We start from the raw sequence: 21,684 nt of genomic DNA on the forward strand, positions 1-21,684 counted from the left end.
GCAGCCAACCACTTTCCCTCCGTTGCTCACCCGCAGTCCGCCGCCGGCAGACTCCAACCACATCACCCCGGTCGGGCCGGTTGGCCAACCAGAGCCGCCCGCGGGTGCGGATCACGCCGTCGAGCAGGACGTCGACTGCGTCGTGCAGGCGTTCGGGATGGAATGGACGTCGCGTGGTGAACTCGACCAGCCCGACTCGACCGTCGGTGTCCAACGGCGGTTGACCACCCAGCAGCGACGCGTGCGGATCGTCGCTGCGCCCCGCGCCGCGCGTCGGCTTCCAGGTGGGCGAGTGAGAGTTCGAGCCGGTCGGTGCCGACGGTGACGCGGGCTCGCGGCGCGAGTCTGCGCACCACGGCGAGCATTTCGGGCTCCGGAGCGCTCGCGACGACGACGTCGGCGAATTCGACCTGCCCGACGACCACCTGCGCCACGGTGCGACCGTCGGCCAATTCGTCCTCGCCGAGCGCCTCCCGCAGCCAGGTGTGGGTGTCGACAGCGGTGATCACCGCTGCGAGAGACACCTCGCGGGCCGCGGGCCGAATGATGGATCGCGAAGCACACGGGTTCGGGTTCCAGCCACGGGGCGAGGCGCACCACAATGCGCTCGACACCGCCCCGGCGGTGCAGGTGACACAGATGGGCCAACAGATCCTCGCGCACGGTGCACGCGAGGCAGCAGTTCCTCAATTCCAGGACGGCGTCGGCCTTCACCGTCACCCCACGCTGCATCGAAGCAGTCGTGCGGTGCACCACGTGCCCGTCGAAGTAGTGCTCGACCACCACGGTCCGCGGCCGGTCGAGCAGGACTCGGGCGATGTCGTCGGTGCCGTGTTGACCGGCCACGACGATGACGGGGGTGCGCATCGACTGACTCCTTATCGGGAATGATTTTCAATAACGACGCGTTCACGCTACAGTCCGCTGTGCATCTTGTCGAAAACGATTTTCATTAAGGAGGCGTCGTGTCCGCTCACTGTCAGGTCACCGGTCGCGCTCCCGGCTTTGGCAACGCGGTGTCGCATTCACACCGCCGCACGCGCCGGCGTGGGACCCCAACATCCAACGCAAGACCTATTACCTGCCGTCAGAGGGTCGCCGAATCACGTTGAACGTCAGCGTAAAAGGCATCAAGACCATCGACCGCGACGGCATCGAATCGGTGGTGGCCCGCCTCCGCCGGGAAGGGAAGAAGATCTGATGGCACGCAGCACCGACATCCGACCGGTCGTCAAGCTCCGCTCGACGGCAGGCACGGGGTACACCTATGTCACGCGCAAGAACCGGCGCAACGATCCGGATCGGATCGTCCTGCGCAAGTACGACCCCGTCGCGCGCCGGCATGTCGACTTCCGCGAAGAGCGCTGATGGCGAAGAAATCGAAGATCGTCGCCGATGCCCGACGCCGCGAGGTGGTGGCCCGCTACGCCGAGCGCCGCGCCGAACTCAAGGAGGTGATCCGCACCGGATCGCCCGAGGCGCGCGCGGCGGCACAGGTCGAGCTCAACCGGCAACCCCGCGACGCGAGCCCTGTGCGGCTGCGCAACCGGGACGCCGTCGACGGCCGGCCCCGTGGTCACCTCCGCAAGTTCGGGCTGTCGCGCGTGCGGATGCGCGAACTGGCGCACCGTGGCGAGCTGCCCGGCGTCCGGAAGTCGAGCTGGTGAAGCGGACGAGGCGGGTACTCGAGCCCGCGAAGAAGCGCCGAAACCTGTTGTCGTCCTTGGGGATCGAGGCCGTCGATTACAAAGACACCGCGACGCTGCGGCAGTTCCTCTCCGAGCGCGGAAAGATCCGCTCACGAACGGTCACCGGCGTCACGGTCCAGCAACAGCGCCAGGTCGCCACGGCGATCAAGAATGCTCGGGAGATGGCGCTTCTGCCCTACCCGGGCCAGCGCTGAGTGCACGGTTTCTGACAGACCCTCTCGGGGTTCTCGTCAGAAACCGTGCGCTCGCGACGGAACTACGCGCCTCGCACGCCTTCTTCGACCTTCTTACCGAGATCGGGATCGACGTTGCGCCAGTATTCGAAGACCCGGGACAGCACAGGCTCTTTCACTCCGTCGGAGACGTGCCCGATGATGTTCTGCACCAGGCGATCTCGCGCGTCGTCATCAAGCACCTCCCGCACCAGAGTGCCTGCCTGACCCCAGTCGTCGTCCTCTGCGCGCAACGCATACGCGGCCCGGACCATGTCCCCGTCCGACGCCCAGTGCACTTCCGACGCCCGCCGCGGATCGGCCTCGGGGCCGCCCATGGAGTTGGGTGCGTACACCGGATCGGTGACGTTGCGGATGCGCATCGGCCCGTCCTTGGAGTAGGCGCGCACCTCCACCTTGGGTTCGTTGACCGGAATCTGCTTGTAGTTGACGCCGAGCCGGTGCCGGTGGGCGTCGGCGTAGGAGAAGCCGCGCGCGAGCAACATCTTGTCGGGCGACAACCCCGTGCCGGGCACGACGTTGTTCGGCTCGAACGCGGCCTGCTCCATCTGAGCGTGATAGTCGACGACGTTGCGGTTCAGCGTCATCTTCCCGACCTGCTGCAGCGGGTAGTCGCTGTGCGGCCACACCTTAGTGAGGTCGAAGGGGTTGAAGCGGTAGGTCTTCGCGTCCTCGAACGGCATGACCTGCACGTGCAACGTCCACGTCGGGAAGTTGCCGTCCTCTATCGCGGTGAACAGGTCCCGCTGATGGTAGTCGGCGTCCTCACCGGCCAGCCTGTCGGCGTCCTCCTGGGTCAGGTAGTCGATGCCCTGGTCGGTCTTGAAGTGGTACTTCACCCAGAACAGTTCGTCGCTGGCATTGACCCAGCTGTAGGTGTGGCTGGAGTAGCCGTTCATGTGCCGCCACGTCTTCGGGATGCCGCGGTCACCCATCAGCCACGTGACCTGATGGGCCGACTCCGGCGAGAGGGTCCAGAAATCCCACTGCATGTGGTGGTCGCGCAAGTTGGACGCCTGCATCCGCTTCTGGCTGCGGATGAAGTTCTGGAACTTCATCGGGTCGCGCAGGAAGAACACCGGGGTGTTGTTGCCGACCATGTCGAAGTTGCCCTCCGACGTGTAGAACTTCAACGAGAACCCGCGCGGGTCACGCCAGGTGTCTGGGCTGCCTCGCTCGCCGGCCACCGTCGAAAACCGGGCCACCATCTCGGTTTTGACGCCCGGCTGCAGGAACGCGGCTTTGGTGAACGCGCTGATGTCGTGGGTGACCTCGAACTCGCCGAAGGCGCCGCCGCCTTTGGCATGGGGCTGGCGCTCGGGGATGCGCTCCCGGTTGAAGTTGGCCATCTGCTCGAGCAGGTAGTGATCCTGCAGCAGGATGGGCCCGTCCGGGCCGACGGTCAGCGAGTGCTCGAGGCTGGGGACCGGCGCCCCGCCGTCGGTTGTCGCGTACTTGTCAGACATCTACTCTCCTCAGGCTGAGCGGCTGCCGGGCTGCGCCGCAATCCACCGCCGCATACCCCCAAAGCCGCGCGGAAAATCCGCCCTCAGCGCGGCGGCGTCGGCGTATCGGGAGAGTCGGGAGCCCCGCCGGGAGGCCGCGGGATCTCGATGATCTGTCCCGGACCGAAGGGACCCGAGAAGGACGGCCCGCGCTGGAACCCTCCCGGCGGTCCCATCGGGAACATGGCCGACCCCGGGCGCATCATCATCTCGTGCCCGCGGTTGTCGCCACGGTGATCGCCGACGGCCTTTCCGGTGAAGAAGCCGGCGCCGAAGATCACGACCACGATGAACAACGACCCGGCGACGATGCCGACCCATGCCGCCACCTTGGTCAGACGGCTGGACCGCTCGACGTAGACGGTCTGCGGCTGCATCGGAGGCGGCTCGGAGTAGGACGGCGGCGGTGCGAAGACGGGAGCGGTGACGGGCTCGTTCTGGTCGGGCGGCCCTGATGACGACGGAGATGACGGGGGCGTCGACGGCGGGGGTGTCTCGGTCATGCGGCGATCCTGCTCCCCGTTGCGCAGTACCGGTTAAGCATCGCCTGTGAATTGACTATGAGCCTGGGTGCGTGCGCCGCCGTTGATCGAGCGCGAACACCACGACGGTGACGGCCAGCAGGCCCGCTGCGATCCAGATCGCGCGGGCGGACCATCGGTCCGTCGCCAGCGCACCGATCAGAGCGCCGGTGACGAATGCCGCGATCAGGGCGCCGTACACACCGGCGGCTCTGCGTTGCGCAGGCTGTCGATCGACGAAGCCGTCGTAGGCGGCCTCCATGAACCGCATCAGGTTGCCTGTCGTCGCCACCGGCAGATAGGCGAGGTCGCCGACTCTGCGGAACAGCCCCATCTGCATGGCGGCGAGGAACGAGATCGGAATCGTCACGTAGTTGTGCGGCGCCGAGACCGGCACCAGGCCGATCACGGCCAGGGCGCTGCTCTGTACGGCCATGGTCCACAGCAGCGGCCGCCGAACGTGGCGCTCGGCGCGTCCGGTCCTGATGTGCGAGGCGAGCAGCATGCCGGCGACGAAGGCCAGCAGGGGCCACACGTGGGCGAGGGCCGCGGACGTCTTGCCCTCCGAGGCGTCGATGGCGAACAGGATCACGTTGGCGGTCTGGACGTTGGCGAACACGCCGCCGCGCGCGAGATAGGTGTAAGCGTCGATGGAGCCGTTGGCCAAGGTCAGCAACAGCGCGAACCAGAGTGCCGCGGTGTGATCGGCGTCCGTGTTCTTCATCATGACGGCTTGAACGGATTGACGGCGAACTGGATGACCCGATAGGGGCTGCCTCCGCGCGGGGTCGTGTTCCACTGGCTGACGAACACGCGCACGGCGTCGGGCGTCGAGGCGGGCGAGAGATAACCGCCGTAGGGCTGGGCGAGTCGATTGTCCTGTGGCGCAGGCAGATCGTCGGCCTGCTCCGGCCAGGGCGCCGCGACGACGACGGTCGTGACCGGTGCGGTTCCGAGCTGGGTCGGATCGTCGGCGACGCGGATCTCCATATTGCCGGTGCTGACGTTGAAATACGACAGCACGGTCTGCCCGTCGATCTGGCGCACGCTCATCTCGCCGATCCGATCGCCCCACAGCGGCACGGGCCGCGTCCCCCATCCGGCGGGAGACCACGCCTGCCATGCCGCGCGATCCGTGAACGTCTGCGGCGGCGTCCGGTAAAGGGTCAGCGGACCGGTGCGATCGAAGTTGTTCGCGACGATGTACACCCAGCCCCGGGGCGAGTCAGGAGTCGGGATCGGATCGTAGTAACCGCTGATCTGAGACTGCCCGCCACCGGCATAGGCGGCGTCACGCACAGAGCCCGGCACAGTCGCCCAATACCCCTGTCCTCCTTCGGCTTTCACGAGACGTGACGTTTGGGGGCGTAGGTCCTTGGTCGTGGTGACGAGCATGTAGTTCTCGCGGTTGATCTCGACGATGCCCGCGGGCAACTGTGACGATCCGGGCGGCGTCGGGTCGGCGAGCAGCGGAGCCCCGATTCCCGTCACCCCGTCGTAGCGCACTCCGCCGGGGTCTTCCAGCGACCCGTCGACGACATGCAGTGCGATCGGTGAGTACCACCCGCCGAAGCCGACGCCCTGACCGGCGAAGCTGTCCCCGCACACCTGCAGGATGCCGGAGGGGAACTCCATGAACTCACACAGATCCGTCGCGCCGATTCCGTAGTCGGCTGTCGGCGTTCCGGTTCCGGCCACCGGGCCGACGCGGAGCACCTGCCCGGGCTGTAGTAACGGCAGTTCGACCGGCGTGGCCGACGCTCCGGGAGCGAGGGCGAGGGCGAGCACCAGCGCCGAGATCGACGAAATGGCGCCCGTCTCTCGCACTTACCCGCCCAAACGTCGGTTTCGGCGCACTAGAGCTGGGCGGCCAGCAGCTCGGCGATCTGAATGGTGTTCAGCGCCGCGCCTTTTCGCAGATTGTCCCCGGAGACGAACAGCGCGAGCCCACGGCCGTCGGGCACACCCGGGTCCTGCCTGATGCGGCCGACCAGCGAGTCGTCGGTACCCGCGGCCGCCAGCGGCGTCGGGACGTCGACCATCGTCACCCCCGGCGCTCCGGACAGGATCTCGGTGGCTTCCGCGGCCGACAACGGCTGTGCGAACTCGACATTGAGCGACAGCGAGTGCCCGGTGTACACCGGCACCCGCACACATGTGCCCGACACCGCGAGGTCCGGGATGCCGAGGATCTTGCGGCTCTCATTGCGCAGCTTCTGATCCTCGTCGGTCTCGCCCGAGCCGTCGTCGACCAGCGACCCGGCCAGCGGAACCACGTTGAACGCGATCGGCGCCACGTACTTGTTCGGGGCCGGGAACTGCAGCGCGCTGCCGTCGTGCACCAGCGCCTGACTCTCGGACACGACGGCGCTGGCCTGACCGAAGAGTTCCTCCACACCGGCGAGCCCACTGCCCGAGACCGCCTGGTAGGTCGAGGCGATCATGCGGACCAGGCCGGCCTTCTCGTGCAGCGGCTTGAGCACCGGCATCGCGGCCATCGTCGTGCAGTTCGGGTTCGCGATGATCCCCTTGGGTCGGACCCCGGCGTCGCGCGCGAAGTTCACCTCCGAGACCACCAGCGGCACATCGGGATCCTTGCGCCACGCCGACGAGTTGTCGATCACGACCGCGCCCGCCGCGGCGAATCGCGGCGCCTGCACCCGCGACATCGTCGCGCCCGCGGAGAACAGCGCGATGTCCAGTCCGGACGGGTCGGCCGTCTCCGAGTCCTCGACCTCAATCTGCTGTCCGCGGAACTCCAGCTTCTTGCCCGCCGAGCGGGCCGAGGCGAAGAACCGGACCTCGGTGGCCGGAAAGTCGCGCTCGGCCAACAGGGTTCGCATGACCTGACCGACCTGGCCGGTCGCCCCCACTACTCCGATGTTGACCATTATTTTTCCCGTCGCTTCGCTCGCCCGGCCATCAGCGCCCCGTTCCCGCGTAGACGACCGCTTCCTCGTCGCCGCCGAGCCCGAAGGCGTCGTGCAGGGCGGCGACGGCGCGGTCGAGTTCGGTGTCCTTGATCAACACCGAGATCCGGATTTCCGAGGTGGAGATCAGGTCGATGTTGATGCCGGCCTTGGCCAGTGCCTCGCAGAACGTCGCCGTGACGCCGGGGTGGCTGCGCATGCCGGCACCGATGAGCGAGACCTTGCCGATGTGGTCGTCGTAGAGCACTCGAGTGAAGCCGATCTCGTCCTGAAGGGAGGTCAGTTTCTCCACCGCGCCCGGCCCGCTCTCCCGCGAGCACGTGAACGTGATGTCGGTCTTGCCGTCTTCGACCTTGGAGATGTTCTGCAACACCATGTCGATGTTGACGTCGGTGTCGGCGATCGCGCGGAACACCTGGGCGGCGTAACCGGGGACGTCGGGCAGGCCGACGACGGTCACCTTCGCCTCCCCGCGGTCGTGGGCTACTCCGGTGAGGATGGCGTCTTCCATGGGGATGTCCTCGATCGATCCTTTGACGATGGTGCCCGGCCGGTCGGAGTACGACGAGCGGACGTGGATGGGCAAATCGAACCGGCGCGCGTACTCGACGCAGCGCAGCATGAGCACCTTCGCGCCCGCGGCGGCCATCTCGAGCATCTCCTCGAAGGAGACGGTGTCCAGGCGGCGGGCGTTGGGCACGATGCGGGGGTCAGCAGTGAAGATGCCGTCGACGTCGGTGTAGATCTCGCACACGTCGGCGTTGAGGGCCGCCGCGACGGCGACAGCAGTGGTGTCGGACCCGCCGCGACCCAGGGTGGTGACGTCCTTGGTGTCCTGGCTGACACCCTGGAAGCCGGCGACGAGCACGATCTGGCCCTCGTCGAGCGCCGAGCGCAGCCGGGTGGGGGTCACGTCGATGATCTTGGCGTTGCCGTGGGTGCCGGTGGTGACGACGCCGGCCTGGGAGCCGGTGAAGGAGCGGGCCTGGGCGCCGAGCGACTCGATCGCCATCGCGACCAGCGCGTTCGAGATCCTCTCTCCCGCGGTCAGGAGCATGTCGAGTTCACGAGCGGGCGGCGCCGGGCACACCTGTTTGGCCAGGTCGAGCAGCTCGTCGGTGGTGTCGCCCATTGCCGAGACCACGACGACGACGTCGTTGCCTGCCTTCTTGGTCTCGACGATGCGCTCGGCCACACGACGGATGCGCTCGGCGTCGGACACCGAGGATCCGCCGTACTTCTGTACGACGAGCGCCACTGCGAGAACCTTTCATCACTGTTGAGACAGCCGGGGAGATCCCGAACAAGGATAAAGGCTGCGCGCACCTGATTTATTCGCCCCAGTAGCGTCGCCGGTGTGACGTCCCCTGATCGGTTGGCCCAGACCTCGGTCCCCGTACACCCGCCCATCGCTGCTCGTTGGAGTCCACGCGCATTCGATCCGACGGCGCAACTCTCCGACGACGAGTTGATCGCGCTCCTCGAGGCCGCCCGGTGGGCGCCCACGTGGGGGCGACGCCAGCCCGTGCGGTTCGTGGTGGGCCGCCGCGGTGACGAGACGTTCGGCACGTTGGCCGGCCTGCTCAGCAGAGGAAACAGCTACGCCAAGGTGGCCTCCGCCCTGATCCTGTTGAGCGCCGATCAGGGACCTGACGAGAACACCGCGCTGTACTCGAGCGTCGACGCGGGGTCGGCCCTGGGGATGCTGTCGGTCGAGGCGGTCGCGCGGGGCCTCGTGGTGCACCCGATGGCCGGCTTCTCTGCCGAGGGTGCCGTCGAGGCGTTCGATCTGGCCGACGAGCTGCGCCCGTTGATGGTGATCGCGGTCGGCCGCCTCGGCGACCGCGCCGACGTCGACCCCGAGATCGCCGAGCGCGACCGCGCGCCCCGCGAACGGCGCCCGCTCGACGAGATCGTGCTGAACTGGCCGCTGAGCTGAGCCTCATCCACCCGTCGATGAGGCGAATGTGCGTCCTGATACGCCTCTCGCGGCGTGTTGCGAATAAATCCACACACTCGCTGCCATCAAACCGCAGTCGAACGAATCCGTTACGTGGCCGAAACCTGAGGAAACAGTCCACGTAACAGAGACATCGGTAACTGTCGGTGAACGGCTCCGCAGCGGGGCCGGTAATCGCAGGAGAAGTCTATGGATACAGGGACGACCGCGTTCATGCTGTGTTGCATCATCGGCCTCACGCTGATGATCCCCGGTCTCGCGTTGTTCTACGGCGGCATGGTGTCCGTCAAGAGCTCGACCAACATGATGATGATGACGTTCGGCGCGGTCGCCGTGGTCGGCGTGCTGTGGGTGCTGTTCGGATTCTCGATGGTCTTCGGCACCTCCTACGGCGGCTTCCTCGGCAACCTGACCGAATTCGCAGGCATGAAGGACCTTCTCGAGACGCAGACCACGATCTCCGGCCTGCCGGTCAGTTTGTTCTCGATCTTCCAGGCGTTGTTCGCCGCCATTACGGTGGCGCTGATCTCCGGTGCGGTCGCCGACCGGATGAAGTTCGGCGCGTGGATGGGTTTCGCGACGCTGTGGGCGGTGCTGGTGTACTTCCCCGTCGCCCACTGGGTGTTCGCGTTCGACGGCGTGGTCACCGAAGACTCCGCCGGTGGCTGGATCGCCAACAAGCTCAAGGCGATCGACTTCGCCGGTGGCACCGCGGTGCACATCAACGCCGGTGCGGCCGCGCTGGCCGTCGCCATCGTGCTGGGCAAGTCGGCGAGCTGGGGCCAGCTGCGCAAGCCCCACAACGTGCCTCTGACGCTGCTGGGCGCCGGTCTGCTGTGGGCCGGCTGGTATGCGTTCAACGGCGGTTCTGCTCTGGCAGCGGGCAATTCGGCCGCGATCGTCATGGTGACCACCTTCGTCGCGACCTGCGCGGCGACGCTGGCGTGGATCGCCGTGGAGAAGATCAAGGACGGTCACGTGACCGGCGTCGGCGCGGCCTCGGGCGCGATCACCGGCCTGGTCGCGATCACCCCGGCCTGTGGCGCGGTGACCCCGGTCGGTGCCATCATCCTCGGTGCGATCGCCGGCGCGGTGTGCGTGTACGCCGTGGGCCTCAAGGAGCGCTTCGGCTATGACGACTCCCTCGACGTGGTCGGGGTGCACCTCGTCGGCGGTGTCATCGGCACGCTGCTGATCGGCCTGCTGGCCAGCGACTCGATGCCCAATGCCACCAACGGCCTGTTCTACGGCGGTGGCTTCGACCAGCTGTGGCGCCAAGCCGTGGCAGCGGGCGCGGTCATGGTCTACTCGTTCGTCGTCGCCGGCATCATCGCGTATGCGCTGAAAAAGACTGTTGGCATTCGCATTTCGCCAGACGACGAGGAGAAGGGCATCGACGCGGCGTTCCACCGCGAGGCGTCGTACGAACTCGCCTCCGTCTAGCCAATCACTCGACCGGCCGGTGCGAACAGCCACAACGTTCGCACCGGCCGTTCGATGTGCGGGGTGTTTCCGCTACTGATACATTGATTCCTAACAAGAGACACAAGGTGGACGCCATGGCCCAGGACCTCGCGATCGCAGCCGAGAAGACCGGTACCAAATTCATCCTCGCGCTGTTCGTCGATCTGCGCGGAAAGCCCTGCGCCAAGCTGGTTCCCGTCGAGGCGGTGGATCTCCTGGCCACCGAGGGCGTCGGTTTCGCCGGGTACGCCGTGGGCGCCATGGGTCAGGAGCCCAAGGACCCCGACCTGATGGCGCTGCCCGACCCCGCCTCGTTCACCCCGGTGCCCTTCCTCAAGGAGGGGTTGGCAATCGTGCACTGCGACCCCCACGTCGACGGCGCACCCTGGCCGTACGCTCCCCGAGTCATCCTGAAGAACCTCGTGCAGCGTTGCGGCGACGCCGGATTCGAGCCGTGGGTGGGGGCGGAGGTCGAGTACTTCCTGCTGCGCCGCACCGACGACGGTGGCGTCGCGGTCGCCGACGCCGCCGACACCGCATCTCAGCCCTGCTACGACGCGCGCGGGGTCACCCGCATGTACGACCACCTCACGACAGTGTCGGCCGCGATGAACGGTCTCGGCTGGTCCAACTACGCCAACGACCACGAAGACGGCAACGGCCAGTTCGAGCAGAACTTCACCTTCGCCGACGCGATCACCACTGCCGATCGTGTCGTCACGCTGCGATACCTGCTGTCGATGATCGCCGCGGAGCGCGGCATGATCGCGACGTTCATGCCGAAACCGTTCTCCGACAAGACCGGCAGCGGCCTACACCTGCACCTGTCACTGACCAGCGCAGGCAACGCCGTGTTCCCCGCGCAGGGTGACGACGGCCAGCGTGACGACAGCCGGGGCCTCGGATTGTCCGACACTGCATACGGTTTCATCGGCGGGATCCTCGATCACGCCTGCGCGCTGCAGGCGGTGATCGCACCGACGGTCAACTCCTACAAGAGGACCGGCGCAGTGTCCACGCGCTCGGGTGCGTCCTGGGCGCCCCGCCTGCCCACCTACGGCGGCAACGACCGCACCCACTACATCCGGGTGCCTGACAACCAGCGCGTCGAATTGCGCGGCGGCGACGGCTCGGCCAACCCCTACCTGGCGATCGCCGCCGCGCTGGGCGCCGGCATCGACGGGATCAAGCGCAGTACCGACCCCGGTGCCGTCGGGTCGGGGATCAGCACCCGCCCGCTGCCACCCACGCTGCTGCACGCGGTCGACGAATTCGAGAGCGACCCCGTCGTCACCGGGGTTCTCGACGCCGCCGGCGACGGGGTCGCCGCGTACTTCGCCGGCCTCAAACGCGAGGAGTTCTTCGACTACCACAGCGCGGTCAGCCCGTGGGAGATCGACCAGTACCTGACCGCCTTCTGACAGCTCTGAACACGGAGGACACATGTGCGGAATCGTCGGTTTGCACCTGCGCACACCTGAGCTCTACTCCCACCTGGGCGCCCTGCTGAGCGGCATGCTCTGCGAAATGGGCGACCGGGGAAGCGATTCGGCCGGCGTCGCCGTCTACGGCGACCCCGCGTGGGCCCCGCCGGGTCAGGGCTGCGTGTCGGTGGCAGACCTGGGCACCGGCCGTGCCGAGGACGCCGAGCTGGTCCGGCGCACCGTGGCCACCGCCCTCGACGAGGATGTCGACGGCGTCGACGTGGTCGCCGTGGGAGACAGCCACCTGCTGTCCTGCGACACCTCGTCGGAGACGCTGCTGGCGGCGGTGCGGTCGTGCTACCCGGAGGCGATCATCGCCGGCTTCGGCTCCGACATGGCGGTCCTCAAAGGTGTCGGTCATCCCCGCGCGCTCACCGAGCAATGGGGACTGGCCGGGGCGCAGGGCTGGCAGGGCGTCGGCCACACCCGGATGGCGACCGAGTCCGCGGTCACCCCGTCGGGTTGTCATCCCTACGCCGTCGGACCGGGCCAGTGCATGGTCCACAACGGATCGTTCGCCAACCACGCCACCATCCGTCGCGAATTACGGTCCCGCGGGGTGGTGTTCGACAGCGAGAACGACACCGAGGTCGGTGCCCGGTTCATCGCCGCGCAGCTGTCGGAGGGCCGCGACGTGGAAAGCGCCCTCAAGGAACTCTGCGCGACCTTCGACGGCTTCTACACGCTGCTGGTGTCCAATCGCGATTCGTTCGCCGTGGTCCGGGATGCCATCGCGTGCAAACCCGCGGTCATCGCAGAGACCGCCGACTGGGTGGCCATGGCCAGTGAATACCGCGCTCTGTCAAGCCTTCCCGGTGTCGAGAAGGCCCGCATCTGGGAACCCGAACCGGAGGTCGTCTACGCATGGAGCCGCTAGCAACCAGATTCGACCTTCAGACCACATCCCTGCGCGATGTCAACACCGCACTGCACGCCCCGAACCTGCAGGGCGAGTTCGTCATCGCCCATCCCGCCGGCGCTCACAACGTCGCCGTGGGTCTCGATGCGCCGGTCAGTGTGACCGTCGACGGCCACGTGGGCTACTACGCCGCGGGCATGAACCAGCACGCCGATGTCGTGATCAACGGCAATGCGGGCACTGGCGTCGCGGAGAACATGATGAGCGGTTCGGTGTGGGTGAAAGGCAGTGCCTCCCAATCCGCGGGTGCGACGGCACACGGCGGTCTGTTGGTGATCGAGGGCGACGCCGCGGCGCGCTGCGGTATCTCGATGAAGGGCGTCGACATCGTCGTGGGTGGCAACGTCGGGCACATGAGCGCGTTCATGGCCCAGGCCGGCCGGCTCGTGGTGCGCGGTGATGCCGGTGAGGCACTCGGCGACTCGCTGTACGAAGCGCGCATCTACGTGCGTGGCGAGGTGGCCTCCCTCGGCGCTGACTGCGTGGCCAAGCCCATGCGCGCCGAGCATCTGCGCGAGCTCGAAGAGCTGCTCAAGGCAGCGGGTTTCGAGGGCGACGATCTCGGCGCTTACACCCGCTACGGCTCCGCCCGATCGCTGTATCACTTCCACGTCGACAACTCTGCGAGCTACTGATGACCGACACCGACGACCGCGCACGCCTCGGCCTGCGCGAGTCCGCCACCTTCGATCGCGCCACGATCGCCGCGATTCAGCGTGCCGCCGACACGGGCGTCTACGACATCCGTGGGTGGGGTGCCAAACGGCGGCTCCCCCACTTCGACGATCTGCTGTTCCTCGGCGCGTCGATGTCGCGCTATCCACTGGAGGGCTACCGCGAACGCTGCGCCACCGACGTGGTGCTCGGCGACCGGCACGCCAAACATCCTCTGCACCTGGCCATCCCGGTCACCATCGCGGGCATGAGTTTCGGTGCGCTGTCCGGGCCGGCCAAGGAGGCGCTGGGGCGCGGCGCCAGTGAGGTCGGTACGTCGACGACCACCGGCGACGGCGGCATGACGCCCGAGGAACGCGGTCAAAGTAAGCACCTTGTGTATCAGTACCTACCGTCGCGATACGGGATGAACCCCGACGATCTCCGTAAGGCAGACGCGATCGAGGTGGTGCTCGGTCAGGGCGCCAAGCCTGGTGGCGGCGGAATGCTGCTGGGGCAGAAGATCTCTGAACGCGTCGCTGCGATGCGCACGCTGCCGCAGGGCATCGATCAGCGCTCGGCATGCCGCCACCCCGACTGGACCGGACCCGACGATCTCACCATCAAGATCAACGAGTTGCGGGAGATCACCGACTGGGAGAAGCCGATCTACGTCAAGGTCGGCGCCACCCGCACCTACTACGACGTCAAGCTCGCAGTACATGCCGGCGCCGATGTTGTCGTCGTCGACGGCATGCAGGGCGGCACCGCGGCCACCCAGGAGGTGTTCATCGAACACGTCGGCATCCCGACGTTGGCGGCGATCCCCGAGGCGGTGCGTGCGCTGCAGGAGCTCGGCGTGCATCGCACCGGGGCGAGCGGAGCTCGCGGAGCGACGGGGAAAGGCGGGGTCCAGTTGATCGTGTCGGGTGGCATCCGCAACGGCGCCGACGTCGCCAAGGCGCTGGCGCTGGGCGCCGACGCCGTCGCGATCGGCACCGCCGCTCTGATCGCGCTGGGCGACAACCACCCGCGCTTCGCCTCTGAGTACGAAAAGCTCGGCAGTGCAGCGGGTTTCTACGATGACTACCAGGACGGCAACGATCCGGCGGGCATCAGCACCCAGGATCCCGAGCTCGCCGCCCGCCTCGATCCGGTGGCTGCCGGCCGGCGGCTGGCCAACTACCTGCGGGTGCTGACGATGGAGGCGCAGACGATCGCCCGCGCCTGCGGCAAGTCGCACGTCTGCCACCTCGAACCCGATGACCTGGTCGCCGTCAGTATCGAGGCCGCCGCGATGGCGAAAGTCCCGCTGGCCGGTACGAATTGGATTCCCGGCCTGTGAGTACCGCCGAGGTCGTGATCGTCGGCGGCGGGCTCGAGGGATGCGCCACCGCGTGGGCACTCGCCGAGCGTGGCGTCACCGACGTCGTCGTCGTCGAACGCGGCACCGTCGGCTCCGGCATGACCGGCAAGTCCAGCGGCATCGTGCGCTGCCACTACGGAGTCAGTTCGCTGGCCGCGATGGCCGCCGCCGGGCTCGAGGTATTCGAGCAGGCCACCGAGATCTTCGGCACCGACATCGGGTTCCGCCAGACCGGGTACGTCGTCGGCGTCGGTGAACCCAACGTCGATGCGCTACGCAAAAGCCTTGCCGCTCAGAAGTCTGTCGGCGTGGACACCGAGGAGATCGATCGCGCCGCCGTCGCCGAGATGTGGCCATTCGCCGATCTCGAACCGTTCGCGGCTTTCGGCTACGAGGCGCGCGGCGGATACGGCGACGCCTACCAGACCGCCCAGGCGTTCGCGACGACCGCTCGCGCGGCCGGTGTCCGCATCCTCCAGGGCTGTCCCGCAACGGGATTGACCACCAGTGGCAATCGCGTTACCGGGGTCGCACTGGCCGACGGCACCGAGATCGCCGCCGGTACCGTCGTCGTCGCCACCGGGGTGTGGACGCAACCGTTCTTGGCCCCCCACGGCGTCGACGTACCGATTCGCGTCGTGAGGGAACAGATCGTGTTGATCGACCCCGGTGTCGATCTTCCCCCGGTGCCGGTGTTCTCCGACCTCGTTTCGCTGCAGTACGTGCGGCCCGAGGTGGGCGGCGAGATCCTCTTCGGCAACAGCGATCTCAGTGACGCGCAGACCGCCGACCCCGGACAGCTATCTCAACCGGGCGACCGAAGAGTTCGTCGACCTCACCGTGGACAAGGTCGGCACCCGCTTCCCCGGATTCCCCGACGCGGTCATCACCAGCAGTTATGCCGGCTGCTACGACGTCACGCCCGATTGGAACCCGGTGATCTCCCGCACCCACCTCGACGGCCTGATCGTCGCCGCCGGCTTCTCCGGGCACGGCTTCAAGATCGCGCCGGCGGTCGGCAGGCTCACCGCCGACATCGTCACCGACGGCCGCAGCCGCGACCCCCCGCATCCCCGCATCGGATTTCCGGCTCTCCCGTTTCGCCGAGGGCGACCTGCTCACCACGCCGTACCCGTACGTCGGCGCCGGACAGATGCGCTAGACAGGTAGCCGTGACCTCTGCTGACGATCACGCATCGCTGCTACGCAACAAGTCCGGCACCGCCCGCGACCGCGATCCGCAGGAGCCCGTCGACGAACTCGAGATCGAGACGGCGATCGGGCGCAACGTGCGGTTGCTGCGGCTGCAGCAGGGTCTCACCGTCGCCGACACCGCCGCGCGCAATCGGCATCTCGAAGGCCATGATGAGCAAGATCGAGAACGCGCAGACGTCCTGCAGCCTGTCCACTCTGGCACTGCTCGCCAAGGGCTTCGACGTGCCGGTGACGAGCCTGTTCCGCGGCGCAGACGTCGAGCGCCCGGCGGCGTTCGTACGGTCGGGCACCGGCGCGCGAATCGTGCGCGAAGGCACCCCGCGAAGGGCATGACTACGAACTGCTCGGCTCGCTGCGCGGCGAGCACAAGCGGCTGGAGTGTCTGCAGGTCACGCTGTCGGAGAAGAGCCGGACGTATCCGCTGTTCCAGCACCCGGGCACCGAGTTCATCTACATGCTCGAAGGGGTCATGGATTACAGCCACAGCCGCTCGGTCTACCGGCTGCACCCCGGCGATTCTCTGCAGTTCGACGGCGAGGGCGCACACGGCCCCGTCGACCTGGTCGAGGTACCGATCCGATTCCTGTCGGTGATCGCGTTCCCCGACTCCCACATCTGAAGCCGCGCCCGCACAACCGGGCGTTTTGCCCGACGGGCCCGCGGGAGTACAGTCATCGGCGTGCAGCGGGTGCTCCTTCTCGGACGCCGCGACGGGGGTCTGATCCAGACTGGCCTCCCGTCGCGGGTATTCGCGATGCGCCGGTCTGAGATTCCCCGATCCAACCCGGAGCCCACATCATGACCGAGAACTTCACTCCCGACGCCTTCCATTCGGTACGCACCATCACCACGCCCGCCGGCCCCCGCCGTGACGACCAGCCTGCTTGGAACACCCAGCGCGCGTCCGCGATGTCCGTCAGCCGGTATCGCAGCTTCGCCGCCGAGGTGGAGCCCGTCGCGCTGACCGACCGCACCTGGCCCGACAAGGTCATCGACGTCGCCCCGCTGTGGTGCGCGGTGGACCTGCGCGACGGCAACCAGGCGCTGATCGACCCGATGAGCCCGGCCCGCAAACGGCGCATGTTCGATCTGCTGGTCCGGATGGGCTACAGGGAGATCGAGGTCGGCTTCCCGTCGGCGAGCCAGACCGACTTCGACTTCGTCCGCGAGATCATCGAGCAGGGCGCGATCCCCGACGACGTGACGATCCAGGTGCTGACGCAGTGCCGCCCCGAGCTGATCGAGAAGACCTTCAAGGCCTGTGAGGGCGCGCCCCGGGCGATCGTGCACTTCTACAACTCGACGTCGATCCTGCAGCGGCGGGTCGTGTTTCGGGCCGACCGCGACGCCGTCAAGAAGATCGCCACCCGACGGCGCGCGAATGTGCGTCGAGGAGGCGAAGAAGTACCCCCCGGCACCCAGTGGCGCTTCGAGTACTCCCCCGAGTCCTACACCGGCACCGAGCTGGAATACGCCGTCGAGGTCTGCAACGCCGTCGCCGAGATCGTCGCTCCGACGCCCGAGGTGCCGCTGATCGTGAACCTGCCGGCGACGGTGGAGATGGCAACGCCCGAATGTGTACGCCGACTCCATCGAGTGGATGAACCGGCACCTGACCCCCCGCGACAGCATCATCTTGAGCCTGCATCCCCACAACGATCGTGGAACTGCCGTCGCCGCAGCCGAACTCGGCTATCAGGCCGGTGCGGACCGCATCGAGGGTTGCCTGTTCGGCAACGGCGAGCGCACCGGAAACGTGTGCCTGGTGACGCTGGGCCTGAACATGTTCTCCCGCGGTGTCGACCCGCAGATCGACTTCTCGAACATCGACGAGATCCGCCGCACGGTCGAGTACTGCAATCAGCTGCCGGTCCACGAACGGCACCCCTACGGTGGCGATCTGGTGTACACCGCTTTCTCGGGCAGCCACCAGGACGCCATCAACAAGGGTCTGGACGCGATGAAAGTGTCTGCGGACGAACAGGATTCGGATGTCGACGACATCCTGTGGCAGGTCCCCCTATCTGCCGATCGACCCCCAAGGACGTCGGCCGCACCTACGAGGCCGTGATCCGGGTCAACTCACAGTCCGGCAAGGGCGGGGTGGCCTACATCATGAAGGCCGACCACGGATTGGCGCTCCCGCGGCGCCTGCAGATCGAATTCTCGTCTGCCATCCAAGCCATCACCGACGGCGAGGGTGGCGAGGTGTCGCCCAAGGAGATGTGGGACGCGTTCCACGAGGAGTACCTGGCGCCGATCACGCCGCTGGAGCGCATGCGGCAACGCGTCGACGCCGCCGAGGTGGACGGTGGAACCGACACCATCACCGCGGTGGTCAAGGTCGACGGCACCGAACGCGAGATCGTCGGCGCCGGTAACGGTCCGCTGGCCGCGTTCGTCGACGCTCTGGGCGCGATCGGCTACGACGTCAACGTGCTGGATTACTCCGAACACGCGATGTCCTCGGGTGAAGAAGCGCAGGCCGCGGCCTACGTAGAGGCCTCGATCGACGGCAAGACCGTGTGGGGTGTCGGGATCGCGACCTCGATCACAACAGCTTCGCTGCGCGCGGTGGTGTCAGCGGTGAACCGCGCCGCTCGGCGCTGAGTGCACCCAGCTGATCCGTTTTACGAAACGAAGAAGTGATCAAGAAATGACTTGTGCTGATTGCGGTTTCGGGTCCCCTTCGGTCGGGAAGCCACCACCGCATGAAGCTAAAGTTCACGTCTGGTTCAGTTCTCACCCTCGCGGCCGCGGCGATGATCTCGTTTGCTCCCGCCGCGGTCGCGCAGGCCGGAGTGCGCAACGCCGCACGGCGCCGCAGACGGCACCCCCTGTGAAAACGTCGCCCCCGGCGGCGGGACGACGGGAACAGGCGAGGGTACGAGCCAGGGCGGAGGGAACCCCTACATCGGCGGTGCCGGCTGCATTCCGGGCCGGGTCTGCAACAACGGTGACGACTGATTGTTTTAGCAGCTAGACAGTTTCGACAGCCCATGCCCTGGTAACTCCCAGGAACATGAAACTCGTTTCCTTCGGAACAGCCCTGCTGACGGGGGCCGCCGCGACAGTGATCGCGATGGCACCCGTCGCCGGTGCACAACCCAATGTGCCGTGCGACGACCCTGGCGGTGCCGCCCGCGGCGCCGCCTGCGACGCGACGGCTCCCGAGGGCGGTCCGCCGCCCATCGTCGGGGAGATCCCACCAGGTCAGGACGGCATGCAAGACGTCGCGGGATGCACCCCGGGGCGTATCTGCGAAGCGCCGTAGCTCAGAACAGAGCGAGCTGATCGTCGCCCAGGTCGGAGCCGACGAAGTCTTCGATCTGGGCACCGCCGATGACGGACACCATTGAGTCCATGAACTCTGCGGACGCCATCACCGGCACGTTCAGTTCTCGCGCTTGGAATGCCTTGCCCTGCCTTGTGTCCGGCACATCGCTCACCACCAGCGAGGTGTGCTGGTCAACGGACTCGGTGAACGCAAGGCCCGCGTGCAGCATTCGTTCGATCAGCTCTTCGTAGGTCCGGTCGACCTCGGCGGCCACCCGCGATGCGCATGCCCTGCACCAGGGGTCGGCCGGATGTGAAGCGGCCCGGGTTGGCGTAGGAGCACGGGAGCCTCGCAGCCATGGCCTTCAACGGGCGCAGCTCGTCGTGGGTGACACGTCCGTTGGGCCAAATACGCCGCGACACCGGGTGCACCGGCAGCCACGTGCGCCGCTCGCATGCCCGCACCAGCACCGGCTTGAGGATCTGCGCGAGCACCAATCGCGTCGTCCAGCGCGTCGTGCGGGCGCATCTGAGTCACGCCCCAGTGCGCGGCGAGCGTTTCCAGTCGCAGGTTGTCCAGTCCGAGGTCCAACCGTCGGGCCAGCTCGACCGTGCACATCACGGTGTCCGTCGGTAGCGCTGCGCCCACCATCTCGGCCTCGGCGGCGAGAAATGCGTAATCGAAGCCCACGTTGTGGGCGACCAGGGTGCGGCCCCTGCAACACCTCACACAGATCCGTGACGACGTCCCCCGAACGTCGGCTGACCCGCGAGCATCTCCGCGGTGAGCCCGTGAATGTGAGTAGGGCCCGGATCGACGCCCGGGTCGAGCAACGAGTACAGGCTCTTCTCAACGTTGCCGTCGTCACTGAGCGCGAGCGCGGCGACGCTGACGACGCGAGCCCTGCCCGGGCCGGAACCCGGAGGTCTCGACGTCGACGACCGCCCACCCGGCGCCCGCCTGATCGGCGGGCCGGCCCCAGGTGCGCACGGCGGTTGAACTCACTCCCCGAGAATGGCACGCAGCCCCGACAAGCCTTGCTCCCCACGCCGCGTGTCGGCCCCTTCTCTAAACTGCCGGGAATGGTCTCGGTACGCGCACGAGCAGCGCTCGCAGCAGGCGCAGGCGCCCGGTGGGCGTCGCGGGTCACCGGCCGTGGCGCCGGGGCGATGATCGGCGGACTCGTCGCGATGACGATCGACCGGTCGATCCTGGCGCAGCTCGGCCAGGGCCGCCGCACGGTCGTCATCACCGGCACCAACGGGAAATCCACCACCACCCGGATGACCGCTGCGGCGCTGGCCACCGTCGGGCCCGTCGCCACCAACGCCGAGGGCGCCAACATGGACGCCGGGCTCGTTGCCCGCACTGGCCGCCGCTCCGGGCGCGTCGCTGGCTGCCCTCGAGGTCGACGAGATGCACGTTCCCCATGTCAGCGACGCCGTCGCCCCCCTCGGTCATCGTGCTGCTCAACCTGTCGCGGGATCAGCTCGACCGCGTGGGTGAGATCAACCACATCGAGCGGACCCTGCGCGGGGGGTTGGCGCGCCACCAGGCCGCCGTGGTCGTCGCCAACTGTGACGACGTCCTGATGACCTCGGCCGCCTACGACCATCCGCATGTGGTGTGGGTGGCCGCCGGCGGCGGCTGGGCCAGCGATTCGGTGAGCTGCCCCCCGGTCGGGCGAGGTGATCGTGCGCGAGGGAGCGGACTGGCGCTCGACGGGCTGCGACTTCCACCGGCCCACCCCCCGACTGGTGGTACGACGACACCCACATCCACGGCCCCGACGGTCTGAACCTGCCGATGACGCTCACCCTGCCCGGCACCGTCAACCGCGGCAACGCCACCCAGGCCGTCGCCGCGGCGGTCACCCTCGGCGCCGATCCCGCCGCGGGCCGTCGCCGCCGTGGCCGCCGTCGACGAGGTGGCCGGCCGCTACCGCACCGTGCCGGTCGGCCCGTCGCACACCGCGCGCCTGCTGCTGGCCAAGAACCCCGCCGGGTGGCAGGAGGCCCTGTCGATGCTCGACCGCGACGCAGCGGGCGTGGTGATCTCCGTCAACGGACAGGTGCCCGACGGCGAGGATCTGTCCTGGTTGTGGGACGTCCGCTTCGAACACTTCGAGAACGTGCCGGTGGTCGCCGCCGGGGAGCGTGGCACCGATCTCGCCGTGCGCCTCGGCTACGCCGGCGTCGAACACACGCTGGTGCACGACACGATGTCCGCGATCCGCAGCTGCCCACACCGGCCACGTCGAGGTGCTCGCCAATTACACGGCATTCCTTCAGCTGAACAGGCGGCTGCCATGAGCGAATCCGCGGTCCGCATCGGACTCGTACTGCCCCGACGTGATGGGCACCTACGGCGACGGCGGCAACTCGCTGGTGCTGCGTCAGCGCCTGCGGTTGCGCGGAATCGACGCGGAGATCGTCGAGATCACGCTC

At 67.6% G+C, this 21,684-nt stretch carries 18 protein-coding genes and 8 pseudogenes; 18 read left to right on the plus strand and 8 right to left on the minus strand.

Translation table 11 applies throughout. The features are described from left to right. Positions 1-867 (minus strand): annotated as a pseudogene (locus tag PGN37_RS00145) (CobW family GTP-binding protein); the annotation flags it as partial. A 98-nt stretch (positions 868-965) separates the two neighbouring features. Between PGN37_RS00145 and rpmB the strand changes: the two are divergent. The 4 genes and pseudogenes from rpmB (at position 966) to rpsR (ending at position 1,903) form a co-directional block, all read left to right on the plus strand. Then, a pseudogene (gene rpmB, locus PGN37_RS00150) lies at positions 966-1,201 on the plus strand (50S ribosomal protein L28). Beyond that, positions 1,201-1,368: a 50S ribosomal protein L33 gene (gene rpmG, locus PGN37_RS00155; protein ID WP_046364040.1), complete on the plus strand. Its 168-nt coding sequence runs from the start codon at positions 1,201-1,203 to the stop codon at positions 1,366-1,368. Before rpmB ends, rpmG begins: the two are co-directional and overlap by 1 nt. Then, positions 1,368-1,667, plus strand: coding sequence for a 30S ribosomal protein S14 (rpsN, locus tag PGN37_RS00160; RefSeq protein ID WP_335329012.1), 300 nt, complete (start codon positions 1,368-1,370; stop codon positions 1,665-1,667). Before rpmG ends, rpsN begins: the two co-directional genes overlap by 1 nt. Then, entirely contained in the window at positions 1,664-1,903 is a 240-nt protein-coding gene (gene rpsR, locus PGN37_RS00165; RefSeq protein ID WP_335329013.1) for a 30S ribosomal protein S18, read from the plus strand. The genes rpsN and rpsR overlap by 4 nt, the downstream gene beginning before the upstream one ends. A gap of 62 nt (positions 1,904-1,965) precedes the next feature. Here rpsR and PGN37_RS00170 read toward each other — a convergent pair whose 3' ends face one another. The 6 genes from PGN37_RS00170 to PGN37_RS00195 all read right to left on the minus strand — a co-directional run bounded on the left by PGN37_RS00170 (position 1,966) and on the right by PGN37_RS00195 (position 8,156). Continuing rightward, positions 1,966-3,408 (minus strand): catalase, encoded by a 1,443-nt coding sequence (locus PGN37_RS00170; RefSeq protein ID WP_335329014.1) that lies wholly within the window; start codon positions 3,406-3,408, stop codon positions 1,966-1,968. Positions 3,409-3,491: 83 nt separating this feature from the next. Further along, complete coding sequence (locus tag PGN37_RS00175; protein ID WP_335329015.1) at positions 3,492-3,950, minus strand: hypothetical protein; 459 nt, start codon at positions 3,948-3,950, stop codon at positions 3,492-3,494. A gap of 55 nt (positions 3,951-4,005) precedes the next feature. Then, positions 4,006-4,692 carry a YoaK family protein gene (locus PGN37_RS00180; protein WP_335329016.1) on the minus strand — a complete coding sequence of 229 codons (687 nt, stop codon included), beginning with the start codon at positions 4,690-4,692 and terminating at the stop codon, positions 4,006-4,008. After that, positions 4,692-5,759 (minus strand): DUF4185 domain-containing protein, encoded by a 1,068-nt coding sequence (locus PGN37_RS00185; protein WP_335329025.1) that lies wholly within the window; start codon positions 5,757-5,759, stop codon positions 4,692-4,694. The genes PGN37_RS00180 and PGN37_RS00185 overlap by 1 nt, the downstream gene beginning before the upstream one ends. Positions 5,760-5,824: 65 nt before the next feature. Further along, positions 5,825-6,859 carry an aspartate-semialdehyde dehydrogenase gene (locus PGN37_RS00190; RefSeq protein ID WP_442932794.1) on the minus strand — a complete coding sequence of 345 codons (1,035 nt, stop codon included), beginning with the start codon at positions 6,857-6,859 and terminating at the stop codon, positions 5,825-5,827. 31 nt (positions 6,860-6,890) lie between these two features. Continuing rightward, the gene (locus tag PGN37_RS00195) at positions 6,891-8,156 is read right to left on the minus strand and encodes an aspartate kinase (RefSeq protein ID WP_111511402.1); all 1,266 of its coding nucleotides are present in this window, start codon (positions 8,154-8,156) and stop codon (positions 6,891-6,893) included. A gap of 99 nt (positions 8,157-8,255) precedes the next feature. Here PGN37_RS00195 and PGN37_RS00200 point away from each other — a divergent pair, with 99 nt between their 5' ends. The 12 genes and pseudogenes from PGN37_RS00200 (at position 8,256) to PGN37_RS00255 (ending at position 19,234) form a co-directional block, all read left to right on the plus strand. Beyond that, positions 8,256-8,837, plus strand: a complete 582-nt coding sequence (locus PGN37_RS00200) for a nitroreductase family protein (protein WP_335329017.1) — start codon at positions 8,256-8,258, stop codon at positions 8,835-8,837. Between the two features lie 210 nt (positions 8,838-9,047). Next, positions 9,048-10,301, plus strand: a complete 1,254-nt coding sequence (locus PGN37_RS00205; protein ID WP_335329018.1) for an ammonium transporter — start codon at positions 9,048-9,050, stop codon at positions 10,299-10,301. Positions 10,302-10,417: 116 nt separating this feature from the next. Continuing rightward, complete coding sequence (glnT, locus tag PGN37_RS00210) at positions 10,418-11,743, plus strand: type III glutamate--ammonia ligase (RefSeq protein WP_335329019.1); 1,326 nt, start codon at positions 10,418-10,420, stop codon at positions 11,741-11,743. A gap of 22 nt (positions 11,744-11,765) precedes the next feature. Beyond that, positions 11,766-12,683, plus strand: coding sequence for a glutamine amidotransferase (locus PGN37_RS00215; RefSeq protein ID WP_335329020.1), 918 nt, complete (start codon positions 11,766-11,768; stop codon positions 12,681-12,683). After that, positions 12,671-13,360, plus strand: a complete 690-nt coding sequence (locus PGN37_RS00220) for a protein glxC (protein ID WP_335329021.1) — start codon at positions 12,671-12,673, stop codon at positions 13,358-13,360. Before PGN37_RS00215 ends, PGN37_RS00220 begins: the two co-directional genes overlap by 13 nt. Beyond that, on the plus strand, positions 13,360-14,724 hold the full coding sequence (locus PGN37_RS00225; RefSeq protein ID WP_335329022.1) for an FMN-binding glutamate synthase family protein: 1,365 nt from the start codon (positions 13,360-13,362) through the stop codon (positions 14,722-14,724). The genes PGN37_RS00220 and PGN37_RS00225 overlap by 1 nt, the downstream gene beginning before the upstream one ends. Further along, positions 14,721-15,907, plus strand: a pseudogene (locus PGN37_RS00230) (NAD(P)/FAD-dependent oxidoreductase). Before PGN37_RS00225 ends, PGN37_RS00230 begins: the two are co-directional and overlap by 4 nt. 10 nt (positions 15,908-15,917) lie before the next feature. Beyond that, positions 15,918-16,579: pseudogene (locus PGN37_RS00235) on the plus strand (helix-turn-helix domain-containing protein). A gap of 290 nt (positions 16,580-16,869) precedes the next feature. Beyond that, positions 16,870-17,514: pseudogene (locus PGN37_RS00245) on the plus strand (2-isopropylmalate synthase); the annotation flags it as partial. A 46-nt stretch (positions 17,515-17,560) separates the two neighbouring features. After that, complete coding sequence (locus PGN37_RS27230; RefSeq protein WP_442932795.1) at positions 17,561-18,031, plus strand: hypothetical protein; 471 nt, start codon at positions 17,561-17,563, stop codon at positions 18,029-18,031. Further along, positions 17,968-18,570 (plus strand): alpha-isopropylmalate synthase regulatory domain-containing protein, encoded by a 603-nt coding sequence (locus PGN37_RS27235; protein ID WP_442932796.1) that lies wholly within the window; start codon positions 17,968-17,970, stop codon positions 18,568-18,570. The genes PGN37_RS27230 and PGN37_RS27235 overlap by 64 nt, the downstream gene beginning before the upstream one ends. Positions 18,571-18,982: 412 nt before the next feature. Then, positions 18,983-19,234, plus strand: a complete 252-nt coding sequence (locus PGN37_RS00255) for a hypothetical protein (protein WP_335329024.1) — start codon at positions 18,983-18,985, stop codon at positions 19,232-19,234. A gap of 1 nt (position 19,235) precedes the next feature. On the opposite strand, the pseudogene PGN37_RS00260 reads toward PGN37_RS00255, so the two are convergent. Continuing rightward, positions 19,236-20,242, minus strand: a pseudogene (locus PGN37_RS00260) (DEDDh family exonuclease). A gap of 77 nt (positions 20,243-20,319) precedes the next feature. On the opposite strand from PGN37_RS00260, the pseudogene PGN37_RS00265 reads away from it, so the two are divergent. Both PGN37_RS00265 and PGN37_RS00270 read left to right on the plus strand, forming a co-directional pair. Then, positions 20,320-21,549: pseudogene (locus tag PGN37_RS00265) on the plus strand (MurT ligase domain-containing protein). Further along, a pseudogene (locus PGN37_RS00270) lies at positions 21,546-21,684 on the plus strand (glutamine amidotransferase); the annotation flags it as partial. The pseudogenes PGN37_RS00265 and PGN37_RS00270, both read left to right, overlap by 4 nt.

It is taken from the genome of Mycobacterium kyogaense, assembly GCF_036946525.1.
Lineage (GTDB): Bacteria > Actinomycetota > Actinomycetes > Mycobacteriales > Mycobacteriaceae > Mycobacterium > Mycobacterium kyogaense_A.